Source organism: Kitasatospora sp. NPDC056138, assembly GCF_042264695.1.
Taxonomy (GTDB): Bacteria; Actinomycetota; Actinomycetes; order Streptomycetales; family Streptomycetaceae; genus Kitasatospora.
This window is the reverse complement of the sequence record NZ_JBHJVK010000011.1, coordinates 59,361-77,254: the sequence shown is the minus strand read 5'-3', so window position 1 is coordinate 77,254 and position 17,894 is coordinate 59,361. Positions and strand designations below refer to the sequence as shown.

Here is a 17,894-nt window from a genome sequence, read left to right as displayed (position 1 = left end):
GGCGTACCGGTGGCGACACGGCCGACCGGGCCGGACGGTTCGCAGACTACGGCAGGGGCCGGTCCTGCCGATCCCCCTGAATCCCCCTAGTAACGGCCCTGTTGGACCGCCCGACGGGCGACGGGCGACCGGCGACGGACGATGGACAGCAGGCGGCGGACGGCCGCTCAGCGGCCGAAGGTGTCGATGTCGGAGATCTTCCAGGTGCCGTCCTGGTGGACCACGTCCACCGCGAACATCGCGGGCGAGTAGGCGGTGCCGGTGTCGGACTTCGACGGATCGGCAGTGGCCGCAGCGGACTCGGCCGGTTCGGCGGTGCCGGTGTTGCGCTGGTCCGCGTAGATCAGCAGACGCGCCCGGTCCCCGTCGATCGCGACCACCCCGGCATTGGTGACGGTCGTGGTCAGGACCATCTTCTGCTGCGGCCCCTGCTTGCGGACCTCGGCGAGCATGGTCGCGTACTGCTGGACGGCCTGGCCGATCAGCAGCCGCTTGACCGCGTCGTCGGTGCGCGCGGTGTCGGCGTAGTTGTACGAGAACAGGGTGTTGACCGCCTGCGAGACGGTGCCCTTGACCTCGCTGGTCCGGGCGGCGTCGGCGAGCGCCGCGTTCCGGGCCGGCGAGCCGTCCCGCAGGTCGGCCGCACGGGCGGCCGACCAGGCGGCGAGACCGCCCAGCAGCAGGGTGAGCACGGCGAGTGCGGCCGGCCAGCGCATCCGGCCGCGACGCCGCCCGGGGGCGTCGGCCACCTCCGTCACCGAGCCGGGCTCGGCCATCCCGTCGGGGTCGACGGCGGGTTCGGGGCCGACGGCGTGGCCGGGGTCGACGGCCGCGCGGCGCTCGGGTGCCCCGGGCTCACGGGCGGGACGGTTCGGCGCGGCAGCGACGGGACGGGCCGGCGCGGCGGCGGCAGCCGCCAGGCGACGCTGACGGTTGATCAGGTGACGGGTGGTGGACATCTGCACTGGTCCTCTCACAGGCGGCGGCGCGCACCGGAACTTCTCGACGGGGCTACGGATTGACGGCGCTGTCGCCCATCGGCGCCTGGCCGAGGGCGCTGAGCTTCCAGCCGTCGCCGGTACGGGTGAGTTCGGCGAGCATCCTGGCCTCCTTGGTGGCCGGGGTGTTCTTCGGTGCCGCGACGGTGATCCGTAGTGCCACCATCACGCTCGCCCGGCCCGCCCGGTCGTCCAGCTCGGTCACCGCGCCGGACAGCACCTTGGCGGTGGTGACCGTCTGCGCCTGCTGCACCTGCTTGGTGAACTCGGCCCGTCCCTGCACCAGTTGGCTGTGCAGGTCGCCGGTGGTCGAGCTCTCCCAGATGTCCAGGCCGTGGGAGAGGTCGGCGTGGTCGAGGGTGTTCATGTTCTGCACGGCCTGCTCGCCCACCGCGAGCACCCGGTCCCGGTCCTGCGCGTACGCGGCGGTGCCGTCGTGCGCCGCCGCGTACCAGGACCAGCCCGACCAGGCCGCCACGGCCGCCGCCAGCGCGGCCAGCCCGGTGGCCACCGCCGCCAGCGGACTCCTCGGCGCGCCCGGCCTGCGTACTGCCATCATTCGTCTCCCCCACACCGGAATCAACGGGACTTGAGATCGGTGATCCGCCAGTGGCCGTCCTTGCGGTTGGCCGTCACCGAGAGCTGGGCGGCCACCATGGTGGCCTGCCGTTCCTTGCGCTGCGCGGTCTGGTCGAGGAACACCAGCAACTGCGCCTGATCGCCTTCCAGTTGCACCACCCCGACCCGTACCACCCGGGTACTGAGGATCAGCTGCTGCTCCGGCGCCCGCTGCTGCACCTGCGCAAACAGCTGCTGGTACTGGGTGGCGGCCGGCCCGTCCAGCAACGTGCGGGCCGCCTGTGCGGTGGCCGCCGTGTCCCCGGTGCTGTAGGAGAAGACCTTGGCGAGCGCACTGCCCACCTCCGCTGTCACGGCATCGGTGGCGACGGGATCGGTGAGTGCCCGGTTGGCGGCCGCCGGGGCGTCACGGTTCTGGACGCCCGCGTACAGGAAGCCGCCGCCGCCGAGCAGCAGGGCGCCGATCGCGGCCCAGGCAAGCCGGCGGCGCCACCGGACACCGCCGGACACCTCGTCACCGGGCTCGTCGACAGGCAGCTCGTCGGCAGGCAGCTCGCCGCCGGACGCCTCGTCGGCAGGCGACGGTTCGGGGTCCGGGCCTTCGGCGGCCGGGACCCGGGGTGTCGGGGCCTCGTCGGCCCGGGCCTCGGTGGCCGGGGCCTCGTCGGCCGGAACTTCGGTGGTCATCTGCGGGTCCTCCCGGGTCAGCTCGCACCGATGGGTACGGCGGTGAGCGAGCTGACCTTCCAGCCGTCGGGGGTGCGGGCCAGGCCCGCCTCGAATCGCTTGCGATCGGTACCGGTGGTGCCGGTCGCCGTCCCGCCCGACGACGGCGTCAACTCGACCTGCACGGTGGCGATCAGGCGCGCCGTTCCCGCACGGGTGTCGAGCTCGGTGACGGCGGCGTCCGTGACGGTCCCCCGGGCCGAGGTGCCGGCCTTGGCCACCGCCGCGCCGTCCGCGCCGCTGCTGCCGCGCAGCTGGTCGTGGAGCGCGCCGGTGGTCGCGTCCAGCCACTGCCGCAGGCCGGCGGCAAAGTCCTTGGCGTCGATGCTGTTCAGCCGGGCCAGCTCCGCCCGGCCGTCGGCCAGTGCGGTGTCCCGGGCCTCGGCACGGCGGAGTCGGGGGTCGTCCCGGGTCTGCGCGCACCACCAGCCGGAGGCGGCGCAGAACAGGACGGCGACGATCGCGGCCGCCCACCGGATGCGGTGGCTCATCGGGCGGTGTCCTCCAGTGCGAGCAGTCCGGCGAGGCCGTCCGGCGCAGCGCCCGGCAGTGCGGGCAGCGCGAGCGCGCCGGGCAGTGCAGTGGCAGGGGTCAGGTCCGGGCCGCCCGTACCGGCGGTGCCTGCGGCCGCTGCGGTGCCCGGCCTCGCCGGTGTCGGTACGCCGCCGGTGGGTGCGTTGGCGGAGCCGCGTACGCCGATCCCGGTGCCGGGCGGACTGGTGCAGCGGGCGGCGGTGTTGAGGGCAGGGCCGGTAGCGGTGTCGAGGCCGTTGCGGTAGCCGGTGCCGCCGTATCCGGCGGTGCAGGGCAGCGGGGAGAAGAAGGTCAGCGCCATCCCGAGGTGGGCGCCCTGGTCGTCCACGGCGGTCGCTCCGGCGGCGGCCACCTGCGGCAGCCGGACCAGGAGTTCCTCGATGCCGTGCTGGCGGGTGACCGCGAGGTCGGAGGTGGTGAGCAGGTTGGCGAGCACCACGCTGAGGCTCGGGTCGAGGTCCTTGACCAGGGCGGTGACCTGTCCGGCGGCGAGCGGCGCGTTGGCGATCACGCGGCGCAGGTCGGTGTCGGACTTGCCGAGCTGGGCGGCGAGTTGGCTCGCCCCGTCGGCGAAGGAGCGGATCGCGTCGGCCTCGTCGGCCTGGGTGTGCAGCACGGTGCGCCCGTCGTCGATCAGGACGGTGTTGCCGGGCAGCGCCTGGTCGGCGGCCTTCAGGAAGCTGTTGCTGTTGTCCAGCAGCGTCTGGAGGTTGGCGCCCTGCCCGGCGAAGGTCCTGCCGAGTTCGTCCACCACCGTGCGCAGCGACTGGAGCGGGACCGAGGTGGTCAGGGTGTCCAGGCTGGTCAGCAGGTTGGTGACGGGCGCGGGGGTGCTGGTGTCCTGGCGCGCGACGATCGAACCGTTCTCCAGATAGGGCCCGGCGTCGGTGCTCGGCCGCAGGTCGATGTACTGCTCGCCGACGGCGGAGAGGTTGGCCACCACCGCCTGGAGCCGGGCCGGGATGCGCGGCGCGGAGTCGGAGATCCGCAGCTCGGCCTCGACACCGTCCGGGGTGAGCCGGATCGGCCCGACCCGGCCGACCGAGACCCCCCGGTAGGTGACGTTGGCGTGCTCGAACAGGCCGCCGGTCTGGGCGAGTCGGACCTGGACGGAGTAGTAGCCGCGCAGGCCCACGTACCGTCCGAGGTCGGCGTAGCGGACCGCGATGAAGCCCAGCACGAGCACCGCGATGAGCAGGAAGGCGAGGTTCTTCAGCCGGGTGGCGAGGGTGAGCATCACTGCCCCGTTCCGGCGGGCGTACCGCCTGGGCTCGGCCGACCCGTCGGTGTGGCGCCCGGCTGACCCGTCGGTGTGGCGGTCGGCTGACCGGCGGCGAGCGGGGGCAGCGGCAGCGGCAGGTGGGCCAGGCTGTCGGCGGGTGGCGGTGGTGGGGCGGGCGGGTCGGCGTTGTCGTCGGGGTCGAGGGCCGGGATGATCTGCGTCCCGGGTGCGGCGGTCATCGAGAGGTAGACGTTCAGGTAGTCGCCCTTGACACCGCGCAACACCTCGTCGGTGAAGGGGTAGGTGGCCAGCACCTGCAGTGAGTCCGGCAGCGCCCTTCCGGCGTCGGCGAGCCGTTGCAGGGTCGGTGCGAGTGCCTTGAGGTCGGCCACCATGTCGTCCTTGCTGCGGTTGACGGTGTCGACGGCGACTCCGGAGAGGGTGTCCAGCGACCGGAGCATGGTGACCAGTGAACCGCGCTGCTGTTCGAGCACCTTGAGCCCGGGGCTGAGGTCGGTGAGCACGGTGCCGATCTGCTGGTTGCGGCCGGCCAGGGTGGCGGAGAGCCGGTCGATGCCGTCGAGGGCGTCGGTGATGTCCTTGCGGTGCGCGTCCAGCTGGCCGGCCAGGGTGTCGAGCTGCCCGAGCATCGAGCGCAGCTGCGGCTCGTTGCCGGTCAGCGCCTTGTTCAACTCGACGTTGATGGTGTGCAGTTGCTGGATGCCGCCACCGTTGAGGAGCATCGACAGTGCCCCGAAGACCTCCTCGACCTCGGCGTTGCGATTGGTCCGGTCGAGCGGGATGACCGCGCCGCTGCGGAGCTCGCCCTGCGCGCTCTCGCCGCGCGGCGGTGTGGAGAGCTGGACGTACTTCTCGCCCAGCAGGCTGGACTGTTCCAGCTGGGCGTAGGCGTTGGCGGGCAGCCGGACCGAGCCGTTGATCCGCATGGTGACCACGGCGGTCCAGTTGTCGGCTGCGAGCGTGATCCCGGTGACCCGGCCGACGGCGACGTCGTTGACCTTGACCGAGGCCTGCGGCACTAGGCTGAGGACGTCGGCGAACTGCGCCTTGACCTCGTACGGGTGGCTGCCGAGGTCGGCGCCGCCGGGCAGCGGCAGGTCCTGGATGCCGCCGCTGAAGCCCGCCGAGCAGCCGGTCAGGACCGCTCCCAGGACGAGCGCGGTGGCTGCGGCGACTGCTGGTCTCATCGGCCGGCCTCCTGCGTGCTGGTCCCGGTCGTGGTTCCCGCCGTGGCGCCGGTCGTGGTGCTCCCGGTCGCCGGGAACGGCAGCGGCAGTCCCATGCTGAGCTCGTTGAGGTCGGCCCGGCCGTCGAGGGTGCCGTGCGCCGGGTCGTAGGCGTTCAGGACGTTGTCGGCGGCGAGCGGCGCGGTGTCGAGGAGTTCGGCGAGCGACGCCCGCTGGTCGACCAGGGTCTGGGTGATCGGTGCGAGCCTGTCCACGCTCGTCTTCAGCCTGCTGCGGTTGGACTGGATGAAGGTCTTCACCTGGCCCAGCGCGGTGGCGAGCTGCTGGAGCGCGGCTCCGAGGTTCTCCTTGTCGTCGGCCAGGAAGCCGCTGACGGCGGCGAGCCGGTCGGTGGCCGAGCGCACCTTGTCGTCGTTGTTCTTCAGCATGGTGGTGAAGGACTGGAGTTCGGTCAGCATGGCGAACAGGTCGTCGCGGTGGTCGGACAGTGTGCGGGTGGCCTGGCCGAGCCGGTCGATCGCCTGCCCCATCGCCTGCCCGTTGCCGTCGAGGTTCTGCGCGCCGACGTCGAGCAGCCGGGAGAGCGCCCCGGTGGCGTTGGCTCCGTTCGGACCGAGGGCGTCGGAGAGCCGGGTGATGCTCTGGTAGAGCTGGTCGATCTCGACGGGGGTCCCGGTGCGGTCGGCGGGGATCTCGGCGCGGTCCCGGATCTGCGGTCCGCCGGTCCAGGCGGGGGTGAGCTGGACGTAGCGGTCGGAGACCACGCTCGGTGCCACCACCAGGGCGTGCGCGTCGGCGGGAACGGGCACGCCCCGGTCGAGGGTCATGGTGACCCTGACCCGCGTGCCCTGCGGCTGGACGGAGTCCACCGTGCCGACCTTCACCCCGAGCACCCGCAGGTCGGACCCGGCGTAGACGCCGACGGTGTGGTCGAAGTACGCGGTGAGGTGCTTGCCGTCGTCGCCGGGCAGGACGAGGACCACGGCGCCGACGGCGACCACGGCCGCGGCCCCGGCGGCGGTCAGGCGCTGCCGTACGGTGAGCACTAGTTGCCCCCTTTCGGCTTGGGCGGCATGCAGCCGGTGGCGGGCTGGGAGCCGGCGGGCAGGTAGCTCCTGGGAACGACCCCGCAGAGGTAGCCGTCGAACCAGCGGCCGCTGCCGACCGTGTTGCCCACCAGCCGGTAGTACGGTCCGACCAGGGCGAGTGCCTGGTCGAGGCTGTCCCGGTTGGCGAGCAGCACGGTGGTGACCCGGTCGAGCGCCGTCAGGGTGGGCGCCAGCTGCCGCTCGTTGTCGGTGACCAGCCCGCTGAGCTGGGTGCTCAGGCTCCGGGTGCCGAGCAGCAGTTGGTGGATGGCGTCGCGGCGCCGCTGGAGTTCGCCGAGCAGCTGGTCCCCGTCGGCGAGCAGCTGCTCGAAGCGCCCGTTCTGGTCGGCCAGGGTGGTGGTCAGCTTCCGGCTGCCGGAGAGCAGTTCGGCGAGCTGGCTGTCGCGGCTCGCGATGGTCCTGGACAGGGCGGAGAGGCCGTCGGCGGCACTGCGCACGGAGGCGGGGGTGTCCTTGAAGGTGTCGGCGATGGTCTCGAAGCTCTGCGCGAGCTGCTCGGTGTCCAGCGCGCCGAGGGTCTGTCCGAGACCGTCGAAGGCCTTGTTGACGTCGTAGGGCGAGGTGGTGCGGCTGGCCGGGATCCGGCTGGCGGGGTCCTGTCTGCCGCTGCCGAGCGGGTCGACGGCCAGGTACTTCTCGCCGAGCAGGGTCTTGATGCCGATCGCGGCGGTGCTGGCATCGCCGATCCAGGCGTTCTCGACCCGGAAGCCGACCTCGACCTTGGCACCGTCCAGGGCGACGGTGGTCACCTTGCCGACCTTGACCCCGGCGATCCGCACCTCGTTGCCGGGGCGCAGCCCGGCCGCCTCGGTGAAGTCGGCGCTGTAGTCGGTGCCGCCGCCGATCAGCGGCAGGTCGTCGGCGTAGGTGACACCGGCCCCGAGCAGTGCGATCAGCAGCAGTCCGACCGCTCCGACGGCGACGGGGTTGCGGTGGCGCAGCGGGGTGAAGAGCGGGCTCCTCATCCTCGGCACCTCGGCTCGGTGACGGCGATGCCGGTGGGTGGCTTGCTGCCGTCCGAGGTGGTGACGCCGGACACCGTGGCCTCGCAGAGGTAGAGGTTGAGCCAGGAGCCGTAGGAGGCGATCCGGCCGACCGCACGCAGCTTCTGGGGGGTCTTCTGCAGGAAGTCCTCCAGCTGCGGCGTGCCGTCGGCGAGGTTGGCGGACAGGGCGCCGAGCTGGGCGATGGAGTCCTTCAACGGTGCGCGGCCGTCCTGGAGCAGTCCGGCGGTGCTGGTGGTGAGGTCGGCGATGGCGCTGATGGACCGGCCGATCGGCTGCCGGTCGGCGTTGAAGCCGGTGACCAGCTCCTGCAGGGTGGTCACCAGGTCGGTGAGGCCGGTCTCGTGCGAGTTCACGGTGCTCAGCACGGAGTTGAGGTTGTCGATGACCTGTCCGATCACCTGGTCCTTGCCGGCCAGGGTGGTGGTCAGCGAGCCGACGCTGCGCAGCAGGCTCTGCACGGTGCCGCCCTCGCCCTGGAGGACCTGGACGATCTCCCCGGCCAGCTGGTTGACGTCGTTGGGTGACAGGCCCTGGAACAGCGGCTGGAAGCCGTTGAACAGCTGCGTGAGGTCGAGCGCCGGGGTGGTGCGGTCCAGCGGGATGGTGCCGCCGGGCTTCAGGGTCTCACCGGGCTTCCCGGGGCCCTGCTGGAGGTCGATGTAGCGCTGGCCCACCAGGTTGAGGTACTTGACGGAGGCGGTGACCGAGGCGGGCAGCGGCCGGTCCCGGCGGACCGAGAAGTGCACCTCGGCGATCCGGCGGTCGACCACGCTGATGCTGTCCACCTGGCCGACCTTGACCCCGGCGATGCGGATGCTGTCACCGGTGGCGAGTCCGGTGGTGTCGGTGAACCTGGCGTCGTAGCCGACGGTGTCGCCGATCGCGGTGTTGGCGATGCCGAGGGCCAGCACGGCGGTGGAGAGGGTGGTGACCAGGACGAAGGCCAGCGATTTGGCGAGCGGCCCGGCGAGGCTGCGGCGCTTCACTTCAGGGTCACCTCCGCGCCGCGCAGCACGGGCCCGAGCAGCAGGCTGCTCCAGTCGGGCAGGTCCGGTGCCTTCGCGTTCATCCCGGGGGCCAGGAGCTCGTTCACCAGCTGGTTCTCCTGCGGGGAGTTGGGCAGTCCGAGGGTCTGGTCGGCCGCCGGGGTGGGTGCGACGGTGCGCCCGGTGTAGGGCAGGGCGTAGCAGTGCGGTCCGCCGGTCGCCCGGTAGACGGGGGTGTCCCGGCCGGCCTGGTACGCGCCGCGCGAGGCGACGGTGCTGACGGTGACGTGCAGTCCCGGCTGGTCGGTGCCCTTGCCGAGGGCCTTGTCCATGACGGGGACGAAGTCGGCGAGGGTCTGCAGGGTGCAGGGGAAGGACGGCGCGTACCGGGCGAGGAGTTGGAGGGTGTCCCTGCTGTCGGTGGTCAGGCGGATCAGGTTGTCCTTGTTGCGTTGCAGGAAGGAGGTCAGCTCCTGCGCGGTGCCGGTGGTCCGGCCGTACAGGGTGTCGAGGTTCGCCTGCTGTTCCGCGATGGTGCTGCTGGTGCGGGTGAGGTCGGTGAGTGCCTGGACGATCTCGGGCGCGGCGTCGCCGTACACCTGGCTGACCTTGACCAGCTGCCGGACGTCGTCGGTGAGGGCGGGCAGCTCGGGGTTGAGCTTCTTCAGGTAGGAGTCCAACTGCGCCAGGGTCCGGCCCAGTTGGCCGCCCCGGCCGTCGAGTGCGGTGGCGACGGCGTTCAGCGTGGCGGCCAGCTTCTGCGGCTGGACGGCGGTGAGCAGCGGCAGCAGGTGGTCGAGCACCTGCTGGAGTTCGACGGCGTTGGAGGAGCGGTCCTGTCCGATGGTGGCGCCCGCCGTGAGCGCGCGGCCACCGGAGGTCCCGCCCGGGACGAGAGCGACGAAGCGCTCGCCGAACAGGGTGGTTGGCAGCATCTGGGCGCTGACGTCGGCGGGTATCTGCCCGATCCTGGCGGGGTCGATGGCGAGGGTGAGCCGTGCGCCGTCGCCGTCCGCACTGATCTTCCGGACCTGGCCGACCACGACGCCGCGCAGCTTCACGTCGGCATCCAGGTGCATCTCGTTGCCGGTGCTGCCGGTCTCCACCACGACGGTGTCACCGGCGGTGAAGTCCTTGTCGTAGACGGCGACGGCCAGCCAGGCCAGCAGGACGGGTGCCATCAGGAACGCCACCCCGGCCGTTCTGCGGCGTGCGACGCCGCCCCGGGGGGCGTTCATCCGGCCACCCGCACGGTGGTGGTGGCGCCCCAGATGGCCAGGCTGAGCAGGAAGTCGGTGATGCTGATGATCACGATCGCGTTCCGCACGGACCTTCCGACGGCGACGCCGACCCCGGCCGGACCGCCCTTGGCGTGGTAGCCGTAGTAGCAGTGCGCCAGGATCACGATCACGCTGAAGACCAGCACCTTGAGGGTGGAGAGCAGCACGTCGGACGGGGAGAGGAAGAGGTTGAAGTAGTGGTCGTAGGTGCCCTGCGACTGGCCGTTGACGAAGACGGTGACGAAGCGCGAGGCGACGTACGAACTGAGCAGCCCCACCCCGTACAGCGGGACGAGCGCGACGACGCCCGCGATGATCCTGGTGCTGACCAGGTACGGCAGGCTGCGGATGCCCATCCCCTCCAGGGCGTCCACCTCCTCGTTGATCCGCATCGCGCCGAGCTGCGCGGTGAAGCCCGCGCCGACGGTGGCGGAGAGGGCGAGCCCGGCGACCAGCGGGGCGATCTCACGGGTGTTGAAGTAGGCGGAGATGAAACCGGTGAACGCGGTGGTGCCGAGCTGGTTCATCGCCGCGTAGCCCTGGAGGCCGACCACGGTGCCGGTGGCGGCGGTCATCCCGATCATCACGCCGACGGTGCCGCCGATGACGCCGAGGCCGCCGCTGCCGAACGCGACCTCGGCGAGCAGGCGTTGCACCTCCTTGAGGTACCGGCGCAGGGTGCGCGGGATCCAGAGCACCGCGGCGAGGTGGAAGAGCAGGTGGTCACCGGTCTCGTCCAGCCAGGCCAGTGGCCGGCGCACCCGGGCCGCAGGCTTGTCGCGGTCGAGCAGGCTCATCGGCTCATGCCCCCTTCTGCGGGACGAGTTGCAGGTAGACCGCGGTCAGCACGGTGTTCACCAGGAAGAGCAGCAGGAAGGTGATCACCACAGACTGGTTGACCGCGTCCCCGACGCCCTTCGGGCCGCCCTTGGGGTTGAGGCCCCGGTAGGCCGCGACCACACCCGCGATGAAGCCGAAGACCAGGGCCTTGAACTCGCTGATGTACAGGTCGGGCAGCTGGGCGAGGGCCGAGAAGCTGGACAGGTACGCGCCCGGGGTGCCGTGCTGGAGGATCACGTTGAAGAAGTAGCCGCCGAGCGTGCCGACCACCGAGACCAGGCCGTTGAGCAGGACGGCGACCAGCATGGTCGCCAGCACCCGCGGCACGATGAGCCGTTGGACCGGCGAGACGCCCATCACCTCCATCGCGTCCAGTTCCTCGCGGATCTTCCGGGAGCCGAGGTCGGCACAGATCGCCGAGCCGCCCGCGCCCGCGATCAGCAGCGCCACGATCAGCGGGCTGGCCTGCTGGATCACCGCCAGCACACTGGCACCGCCGGTGAACGACTGCGCACCCAGCTGCTGGGCCAGCGAACCGACCTGGAGGGCGATCACGGCACCGAACGGGATCGACACCAGTGCGGCCGGCAGGATGGTCACGCTGGCGATGAACCAGAACTGCTCGATCAGCTCGCGCACCTGGAACGGCCGCCGGAAGGTGTCCCGGACGGTGGTCGCGGAGAGCGCGAACAGCCGTCCGGTCTCGCGCAGCGCGCCGGTCACCGGGATTCCGGGCAGGCTCATACCGGTTCCCCCTGTGCCTCGACCGCGCGGCGGGCGGCGGGGGTGAGCTGGTCCCACATCGACAGGACGCGCTGCCGCCGCTGCTGCACCGCCCGGCGCTCGGGCAGTCCCGGCGAGGGCTGCAGCTGGGCGGCGACCGGGCGGACCTCGATCGCGGGCTCCCCGCTGCGCCGCTCCAGCGCGAGCGTCGCCTGGTCCTTCTCCTCCGACATCCCGATCGGTCCGGCCCGGCGTCCGCTGAGGAACTGCTGCACCACCGGTTCCTCGCTGGTCAGCAGCAGTTCCCGGGGCCCGAACCCGACCAGGTTCCGCCGGAACAGCATGCCCAGGTTGTCGGGCACGGTGGCGGCGATGTCCAGGTTGTGGGTGACGATCAGCATGGTGGCGTCGGTCTGCGCGTTCAGGTCGATCAGCAGCTGCGACAGGTAGGAGGTGCGCACCGGGTCGAGCCCCGAGTCCGGCTCGTCGCACAGCACGATCTGCGGGTCGAGTACCAGCGCCCGTGCCAGCCCCGCGCGTTTGCGCATGCCGCCGGAGATCTCCCCGGGCAGCTTGGCCTCCGCGCCGACCAGGCCGACCATCTCCATCCGCTCCATCACGATCCGGCGGATCTCCGTCTCCTTCCTGCGGGTGTGCTCCCGCAGCGGGAAGGCGACGTTGTCGAAGAGGTTCATCGACCCGAACAGCGCGCCGTCCTGGAACATCAGCCCGAACAGCTTGCGCGCCTCGAAGATGTCCCGCTCGGGGCTGCGCACCATGTCCACACCGTTGACCAGCACCCGGCCCCGCTCGGGCTTGAGCAGGCCGATCACCGACTTCAGGAACACGGTCTTGCCGGTGCCCGAGGGGCCGAGCATCACGCTGACCTCACCGGGCGGCAGGGTGAGCGTCACGTCCTGCCAGACGGTCTGTCCGCCGAAGGACTTCGTCAGGCCCTCGACGACGACTTCGATTCCCATGGCACCTCCCTGGTCACCGGCGATGGGGCAGCGACGGCATCACGACCGGCGCGCACTTGGGGTCCGACGGATCATCGGTCGACGGGAAGCAGAGCGGGCCCTGCTCCAGGTTCAGCGAGTTGTCCGGCCCCGAAACCGCCGCCGTGAACAGGGCGTCGAGGTTGTCACCGCCCGTGCCGCAACCGGTGAAGGGCGGAATGTAGAGGTCCTTCTGGGAGATCGGGCCGCCGCCCTGCAACGAGTAGTCCGGCTTGCCGTCCCCACCGCCCGGCAGGAAGCTGTCCTGCCGTCCGCGCAGGGCCAGTTTGATCGGCTCGGCCGTCGTGCAGTCGGGACCCACGTCCAGCGGCGTCCCGTTGATCTTCACATCGGAGATCCGCATCGACTGGTAGCCGTAGATGGCGAACTCGATCGGCTCGTTCCAGAAGGCGTTCCCGATCGCGACGATGGTCAGCCCGCCGACCGGTTTCAACTCCAGCTTCGCGGTGGTCGGGATGAACCCGTAGGTGAGGAACGTCGCCCGGGCCGCAGGCAGTTGGAGCGACCCGACCGAGTCGACCTCCATGTAGTGCGGGTAGTCGTCCAGGTTCTGGAACGCCAGCCGGCGGCTCGCGTTGACCCGGACCAGGGCCGGGGAGGCCGTCGGATCGTTGATGAGCGAGGCCTGGCCGAGCTTGGTGATGTTGGCGTAGCCGACCGCGTAGCCGCAGGCCGCGTTGTCGGGCATCGGCGGAGCCCCCGGCGCCGGGAAGACCTTGTCGTGCTCGGGGTCGGGCAGCGGCGGCAGGAACTCCGGGTCCAGCGAGGCGGTCGGCACCGGCTGGCAGTCCTCCGGTGCCGCGTCCGCCGGCCGGACCGGTGCCGCCCCGCGAGCCGCGCCCGGGGCCGGCGTCGGACCGGGCGGCGCGGCCGCTCCCGGGCCCGAGCTCAGCCCCGGGCTCGGGCTCCGGCCGGCCGCTCCGTTCGCCCCCGCGCCCGCACCCGCCGACGGGCCGGACGACGGATCCCCCGACGGCGGGCCGACCGGTACCGTCCCGAGCACGGCCGCCGCACCCGCAGGCGGCGCGCAGGTGACCGGAATCCCGCTTCCGGCCTGCCCGGCCCGCAGTTCCAGCCGGAGCTCACCCGTCGTGAAACTCACCGCCCCCGCACCGTCCGCCGCCGTCACCGAGGGCACCGGACCGCTCAGCGTGAACGTCAGTTCCCCCTTGCCCGCCACCGGAACCTCGGCCGCCGCCAGTTCGCCCCAGGACACCTCGCGGACCGAACTCCCCTGCGAGATCCGCACGGTGAGCGCACCCGAGGCCGCCACCGCCGGGGCCCCGGCGGGCAGCAGCGCCGCCACCGCCTCCCGGGGGAGGCTCACCGTGACCGTCAACTTCCCCGGCTGCAGCTGCTGTTGGCCGAAGACCGCGGCCGGATACGCCTGGCTAAACCCGACCGTGACCCGCTGCGCCCCGGAGGGCAGGGAGCAGCTGTACGGCGCGGACACCTTCCCGTCCTGCTCCCCCACCGCGACCTGCGCCAGCACGAGCCCCGCCGCCAGCATCGCCGCTGCGACCACTGCGGGCCGCGCGGTGCGGCGCCGGCCGACTGCATGCCTCATGTGCCGTACTCCTCGGACAGGTTCGCCGCACGGGCGCGGAAAATCGCCGCACCGTACGGCGGGAGAAAGGAATCGGGGGCGAACTCGTTCGGGAGGCCGGACACTACGTCCGGGTAACAAGCGGCGGCAAGTGATCTCACACCGGAATGTGCGGCGGACTCGCCGAGACCGCTGTTCTTTGTCAACCGATGACAAATCCGCTGCGGAGGATTGTCCTCCGCTGAGCATTCCGACAGGGCCCTGCAGCCCGGCGATCCGGACCACAGGGCCCTGCGGGTGAGGTCGCACTCCTCGGCCGGCCTTCCGGCCGGGCTCACGACTCGGTAACGACTCGCGTCACGAGCCGTGCACCGGACCGGCCCGACACGTGGCCCAACACGCGGGCCGGCCCACGCCGCCCCTCACGCCACCCCTCGCGTCACGGCGAGGTGATGGTCTGGGCCGAGCCGAGGACGTACTTGGCGGTGTAGGTGGCCGAGTCGCCGCTGTTCAGCAGGCCGAGGCAGCTGCCGGAGACGTTGTAGGCGTGCAGGTTGCCGCCGCTGATGGCCAGCGACCTGGTGGAGTTGGTGTAGGTGGCGTTGAGGGTGGCCGTGCTGCCCGCCGTCGCACCGCCGAAGTCCGCGGTGCAGCCGGCGCCGCTGATGTGGGCCTTCACGCCGGTGATCGTTCCGGTGGTGACACCGGTCGTGGCGTTGTAGCTGACGGCGTTGAGCGCCCACGGCGTGCCCTGGGAGGTGACGCTGAAGGTGATGCCGATCGGACCGGTGCAGCTGGCCCAGGTCACCGAGGTGATGGAGGATATTCCGGTGCCGGAGAGGCCCGAACCGCTCTGCAGAGTGCCCGCAGCGCTGGAGGAGGAACAGTTCAGCTGGGTGCCGGTGGAGTTGTCGGTCAGCACCGGGGAGGTCGCCTTCGCCGTCCACGCACCGCCCGGGGTCACGGTCCACGTCCCGGCCGCCGCGGCCGGGCCCGCCGAGAATCCGACCGCCGCGACGAGCGCGCCTGCGACTGCGATGGTGGTCTTGCCAATCCTGTGCACGGGCCGTTCCCTTCTTGGAGTTGACGTGCTCAAGTCGACCCGCTTGCCAAATCTCGATCAGTGGTTTACCCGAAGAAAACCGGCTGCGGGTCAGAAAATCGCTCTTTCCGGAACGCGGCGGCGATTCCGTCGGCCGCACTCGCTGATGGGGGACGCTACGCACGGGTAACCCGGCCTGCAACTGTCCCGGCAGAGATTCTCAGCCAGTCCTTACTGCCCGGTATTTTCTTGTCTCCACAGCAACAAAGAAGCGGAGCAACGTTGTCCGCGGGTGAGCACGCGCCATCCGGGTGCGAGCCGCCCGGACGAACCGCGTCCGGTCCACATCGGGCACCATCTTTCCGTGGCACGGGTACTGCGCTTCCGGGTCGCTGTGGTCTATGTTTCAACGAACCACCCCACGTTGTAAGCACGCGCCCGATCAGGTCCGCGCTCCCCACTCCCGGACCGGCCGATGCCCCGCACGTGGACCCGAACAGTCAGGGGGACATCCATGGCCGGAGTGCGGCAGACCTCTCGGCTGGCCGAGCCGCTGGGACCGGTGCCGCGCGAGCTGGCCGCCATCATGCGCCCCGAAATGCCGAGCCTGCTCAAGGAGATGGCCTCCGAGATCGTCGCCGCCATCCCGGAGTACGCCGAGCTCCTCAGCGGCCCCAGCGCCAAGGTGATCCGGGTCGGCATCGAACAGAACATCGCCACCTTCGTCGACCGGATCGCCGCCCCCACCGCCACCACCGCGCTGCGCGACGAGATGTGCCGCCGCTTCGGCCGCTACGAGGCGTACGAGGGGCGCAGCCTGGACATGCTCCAGGACGCCTACCGGATCGGCTGCCAGGTCGCGCTGCGCCGGGCCCGCAGCGTCGGAAAGCGCTACAACCTCTCCGCCACCGTACTGATGGCCTTCGCCGACGCACTCTTCGCCTACATGGGCGACATCGCCGAACTGTCCCGTGAGGGCTACCTGCAGGCGATGGCCGAACTCGGCGAGGAGCCCGACAACCGGCGGCGACGGCTGCTGCGCCGGATCCTCACCGGCTCCTCGGTCGCCCGCAGCGCGCTCGCCGAACTCGCCGAGCACGCCGCCTGGCCGTTACCCGAGGACGTCACCATGATCGCGCTCGGCCCGGGCGCCAAGCCCGCCCGCGCGGCACTCGACCGGGACATCCTGGTCGACCTCGCCGACCCGGAGCCGCACCTGCTGGTCCCCGGCCCGCTGGACGAGGCCAGGATCGCCTCCCTGACCGGAGCCCTCGTCGGCTGCCGGGCCGCGGTCGGGCTCACCACGCCGCTCAGCGACGCCGCCGACTCGCTGCGCTGGGCCCGCCAGACGCTGGCACTGGCCGAGGCCGGCATCATCCCGCCCCAGTCGCTCGCCCGCAGCGAGGACCATCTGCTCCCGCTCTGGCTGCTGGGCGACACCGGACTGGTCCGCCAGCTGGCGAAGAAGTACCTCAGTCCGCTCGCCGGGCTCACCCCCACCCAGCGCACCCGCCTGATCGACACCCTGCGGACCTGGCTCACCACCCGGGGCACCGCGAGCCAGGTCGCCGAGATCCTCGGTGTCCACCCCCAGACCGTCCGCTACCGGATGCGCCTGATCGACCGCGCCTTCGGCGACCAACTCGCCGACCCGGACAACCGCTTCGCCACCGAGGTGGCCCTCCGCGCCCTCCACCTCCACAACGGCGGCCCGGTCTGACGTCCGCTCACACCGCACCGCCGTCAGCGAAGCGGTGCTCGCCGTCGCCCGCGCGCACGACGTGACGACCGCACAGGTCCTGCCGGCCCGGACGCTGCGGCAAGGGCCGCACGTGCCGGCCATCCCGGGCACCGGCAGTCCGGACCACCTCGCCCAGAACGTGGCTGCCGGCGCGGTACGGCTCTCGGACGACGACATCGCGCACCTCCGGTCCCTCCACCCCCGTCAGCAGGGCGGCGAGTAGCCACCCGCCGACCGGACCCTCCCTGCCGCCACAGCCATGAGTTGCGCAGAACTGAGCGCAACAGCTACCAATGAGCACTATCGAGCATCACCATCCACCACTCACCCACTCACCAGCCCTCCGGCCGAGAGCGGAGCAGCACCCGTGATCCTCACCGTCACGCTCAACACCGCCGTCGATGTCACCTACCGCCTGCCCGCCGTGCGCCGCAACGCCAGCAACCGGGTCTGCGACGTCGCCCAGCGGGCCGGCGGCAAGGGGGTGAACGTGGCGCGCGTGCTCGCGGCCCTCGGTCACGAAACCGTGCTCACCGGGCTGGCAGGCGGTGCCAACGGGCAGGTGCTCCGGGCCGACCTCGCCGCAGCCGGGCTGAACGACCACCTGGTCCCGATCGCCGGGGAGACCCGCCGCACGGTGGCACTCGTCGAACAGGACACCAACCGGACCACCATGCTGCTCGAACCCGGCCCGGTGGTCACCGCTGCCGAGTGGTCCCGATTCCTCGCCCGCTACGAGCGGTTGCTCACCGGCTCGGCGGCCGTCGCACTCTCCGGGAGTCTCCCCGCCGGGCTGCCACTGGACGCGTACGGGGTCCTGATCGCCCTCGCGACCGCCCACCGGGTACCGGCGGTCCTGGACACCGACGGCCCGGCCCTGCTCGCCGCCCTCCCCGCCGGACCGGCCCTGATCAAGCCGAACGCCGACGAGCTGGCAACGGCCACCGGCAGCCCGGACCCGTCCGCCGGAGCCGAGGCTCTGCGCGCCGCCGGGGCCGGGGCCGTGGTCGCCTCGCTCGGCCCCGACGGCCTCATCGCCACGACCCCGCAGGGGAGTTGGCGAGCCCGTCCGCCACGGACGGTGACCGGCAATCCCACCGGAGCGGGGGACGCCGTGGTGGCCGCCCTCACGGTCGGCCTGGTCGCCGGGGCACCCTGGCCCGACCGACTGGCGCAGGCCGTCGCGCTGTCCGCCGCGACCGTCCTGGCCCCACTGGCGGGCAGCTTCGACGCCGAGGCCTACCACCGGATGCTCCCCCTGGTCGAGACCGAGCGGACAGCACCCCGGAGCTGAGCCGCGAGGCCGCCCCGGCTCCGCATCGCTCAGCGGAGTC

Annotated in this window: 17 protein-coding genes and 1 pseudogene; 3 read left to right on the top strand and 15 right to left on the bottom strand. The window is 71.8% G+C overall.

Annotation, left to right across the window (positions count from 1 at the left end):
* Positions 1–167: 167 nt before the first annotated feature.
* From ACFC1R_RS10560 to ACFC1R_RS10490, 15 genes are all read right to left on the bottom strand, one after another.
* Positions 168–959: a hypothetical protein gene (locus ACFC1R_RS10560; protein ID WP_375935895.1), complete on the bottom strand. Its 792-nt coding sequence runs from the start codon at positions 957–959 to the stop codon at positions 168–170.
* A gap of 52 nt (positions 960–1,011) precedes the next feature.
* Positions 1,012–1,554: a nuclear transport factor 2 family protein gene (locus tag ACFC1R_RS10555; protein ID WP_375935893.1), complete on the bottom strand. Its 543-nt coding sequence runs from the start codon at positions 1,552–1,554 to the stop codon at positions 1,012–1,014.
* Between the two features lie 23 nt (positions 1,555–1,577).
* Entirely contained in the window at positions 1,578–2,264 is a 687-nt protein-coding gene (locus ACFC1R_RS10550) for a hypothetical protein (RefSeq protein ID WP_375935890.1), read from the bottom strand.
* A 17-nt stretch (positions 2,265–2,281) separates the two neighbouring features.
* Positions 2,282–2,794 (bottom strand): hypothetical protein, encoded by a 513-nt coding sequence (locus ACFC1R_RS10545; protein ID WP_375935888.1) that lies wholly within the window; start codon positions 2,792–2,794, stop codon positions 2,282–2,284.
* Positions 2,791–4,074, bottom strand: a complete 1,284-nt coding sequence (locus ACFC1R_RS10540) for an MlaD family protein (protein WP_375935885.1) — start codon at positions 4,072–4,074, stop codon at positions 2,791–2,793. Before ACFC1R_RS10540 ends, ACFC1R_RS10545 begins: the two co-directional genes overlap by 4 nt.
* On the bottom strand, positions 4,074–5,267 hold the full coding sequence (locus ACFC1R_RS10535) for an MCE family protein (RefSeq protein WP_375935882.1): 1,194 nt from the start codon (positions 5,265–5,267) through the stop codon (positions 4,074–4,076). Before ACFC1R_RS10535 ends, ACFC1R_RS10540 begins: the two co-directional genes overlap by 1 nt.
* The gene (locus ACFC1R_RS10530) at positions 5,264–6,313 is read right to left on the bottom strand and encodes an MCE family protein (protein WP_375935879.1); all 1,050 of its coding nucleotides are present in this window, start codon (positions 6,311–6,313) and stop codon (positions 5,264–5,266) included. The genes ACFC1R_RS10535 and ACFC1R_RS10530 overlap by 4 nt, the downstream gene beginning before the upstream one ends.
* On the bottom strand, positions 6,313–7,341 hold the full coding sequence (locus ACFC1R_RS10525) for an MCE family protein (RefSeq protein ID WP_375935877.1): 1,029 nt from the start codon (positions 7,339–7,341) through the stop codon (positions 6,313–6,315). Before ACFC1R_RS10525 ends, ACFC1R_RS10530 begins: the two co-directional genes overlap by 1 nt.
* On the bottom strand, positions 7,338–8,369 hold the full coding sequence (locus tag ACFC1R_RS10520) for an MCE family protein (RefSeq protein WP_375935874.1): 1,032 nt from the start codon (positions 8,367–8,369) through the stop codon (positions 7,338–7,340). The genes ACFC1R_RS10525 and ACFC1R_RS10520 overlap by 4 nt, the downstream gene beginning before the upstream one ends.
* A complete protein-coding gene (locus ACFC1R_RS10515) occupies positions 8,366–9,607 on the bottom strand; it encodes an MCE family protein (protein ID WP_375935871.1) in 1,242 nt (413 codons plus the stop codon). Before ACFC1R_RS10515 ends, ACFC1R_RS10520 begins: the two co-directional genes overlap by 4 nt.
* Entirely contained in the window at positions 9,604–10,446 is an 843-nt protein-coding gene (locus tag ACFC1R_RS10510; RefSeq protein ID WP_375935869.1) for an MlaE family ABC transporter permease, read from the bottom strand. The genes ACFC1R_RS10515 and ACFC1R_RS10510 overlap by 4 nt, the downstream gene beginning before the upstream one ends.
* Positions 10,447–10,450: 4 nt before the next feature.
* Positions 10,451–11,233 carry an MlaE family ABC transporter permease gene (locus tag ACFC1R_RS10505; RefSeq protein WP_375935866.1) on the bottom strand — a complete coding sequence of 261 codons (783 nt, stop codon included), beginning with the start codon at positions 11,231–11,233 and terminating at the stop codon, positions 10,451–10,453.
* Entirely contained in the window at positions 11,230–12,192 is a 963-nt protein-coding gene (locus tag ACFC1R_RS10500; RefSeq protein ID WP_375935863.1) for an ABC transporter ATP-binding protein, read from the bottom strand. The genes ACFC1R_RS10505 and ACFC1R_RS10500 overlap by 4 nt, the downstream gene beginning before the upstream one ends.
* A 13-nt stretch (positions 12,193–12,205) precedes the next feature.
* Positions 12,206–13,798 carry a DUF6801 domain-containing protein gene (locus ACFC1R_RS10495; protein WP_375935860.1) on the bottom strand — a complete coding sequence of 531 codons (1,593 nt, stop codon included), beginning with the start codon at positions 13,796–13,798 and terminating at the stop codon, positions 12,206–12,208.
* A gap of 418 nt (positions 13,799–14,216) precedes the next feature.
* Positions 14,217–14,840, bottom strand: a complete 624-nt coding sequence (locus ACFC1R_RS10490; RefSeq protein ID WP_375935857.1) for a hypothetical protein — start codon at positions 14,838–14,840, stop codon at positions 14,217–14,219.
* 493 nt (positions 14,841–15,333) lie between these two features.
* Here ACFC1R_RS10490 and ACFC1R_RS10485 point away from each other — a divergent pair, with 493 nt between their 5' ends.
* The 3 genes and pseudogenes from ACFC1R_RS10485 (at position 15,334) to ACFC1R_RS10475 (ending at position 17,854) form a co-directional block, all read left to right on the top strand.
* Positions 15,334–16,539, top strand: coding sequence for a helix-turn-helix domain-containing protein (locus ACFC1R_RS10485; RefSeq protein WP_375935854.1), 1,206 nt, complete (start codon positions 15,334–15,336; stop codon positions 16,537–16,539).
* 22 nt (positions 16,540–16,561) lie between these two features.
* Positions 16,562–16,783, top strand: a pseudogene (locus tag ACFC1R_RS10480) (aldo/keto reductase); the annotation flags it as partial.
* A 144-nt stretch (positions 16,784–16,927) separates the two neighbouring features.
* Positions 16,928–17,854 (top strand): 1-phosphofructokinase family hexose kinase, encoded by a 927-nt coding sequence (locus tag ACFC1R_RS10475; RefSeq protein ID WP_375935851.1) that lies wholly within the window; start codon positions 16,928–16,930, stop codon positions 17,852–17,854.
* Positions 17,855–17,894: the final 40 nt, after the last annotated feature.

Bases quoted from the DNA above. Each gene is read 5' to 3' on its own strand.
- ACFC1R_RS10540 (WP_375935885.1), bottom strand. From the start codon at position 4,074: ATGCTCACCCTCGCCACCCGGCTGAAGAACCTCGCCTTCCTGCTCATC.
- ACFC1R_RS10500 (WP_375935863.1), bottom strand. From the start codon at position 12,192: ATGGGAATCGAAGTCGTCGTCGAGGGCCTGACGAAGTCCTTCGGCGGA.
- ACFC1R_RS10535 (WP_375935882.1), bottom strand. From the start codon at position 5,267: ATGAGACCAGCAGTCGCCGCAGCCACCGCGCTCGTCCTGGGAGCGGTC.
- ACFC1R_RS10495 (WP_375935860.1), bottom strand. From the start codon at position 13,798: ATGAGGCATGCAGTCGGCCGGCGCCGCACCGCGCGGCCCGCAGTGGTC.
- ACFC1R_RS10560 (WP_375935895.1), bottom strand. From the start codon at position 959: ATGTCCACCACCCGTCACCTGATCAACCGTCAGCGTCGCCTGGCGGCT.
- ACFC1R_RS10515 (WP_375935871.1), bottom strand. From the start codon at position 9,607: ATGAACGCCCCCCGGGGCGGCGTCGCACGCCGCAGAACGGCCGGGGTG.
- ACFC1R_RS10485 (WP_375935854.1), top strand. From the start codon at position 15,334: ATGGCCGGAGTGCGGCAGACCTCTCGGCTGGCCGAGCCGCTGGGACCG.
- ACFC1R_RS10510 (WP_375935869.1), bottom strand. From the start codon at position 10,446: ATGAGCCTGCTCGACCGCGACAAGCCTGCGGCCCGGGTGCGCCGGCCA.
- ACFC1R_RS10525 (WP_375935877.1), bottom strand. From the start codon at position 7,341: ATGAGGAGCCCGCTCTTCACCCCGCTGCGCCACCGCAACCCCGTCGCC.
- ACFC1R_RS10555 (WP_375935893.1), bottom strand. From the start codon at position 1,554: ATGGCAGTACGCAGGCCGGGCGCGCCGAGGAGTCCGCTGGCGGCGGTG.
- ACFC1R_RS10505 (WP_375935866.1), bottom strand. From the start codon at position 11,233: ATGAGCCTGCCCGGAATCCCGGTGACCGGCGCGCTGCGCGAGACCGGA.
- ACFC1R_RS10550 (WP_375935890.1), bottom strand. From the start codon at position 2,264: ATGACCACCGAAGTTCCGGCCGACGAGGCCCCGGCCACCGAGGCCCGG.
- ACFC1R_RS10545 (WP_375935888.1), bottom strand. From the start codon at position 2,794: ATGAGCCACCGCATCCGGTGGGCGGCCGCGATCGTCGCCGTCCTGTTC.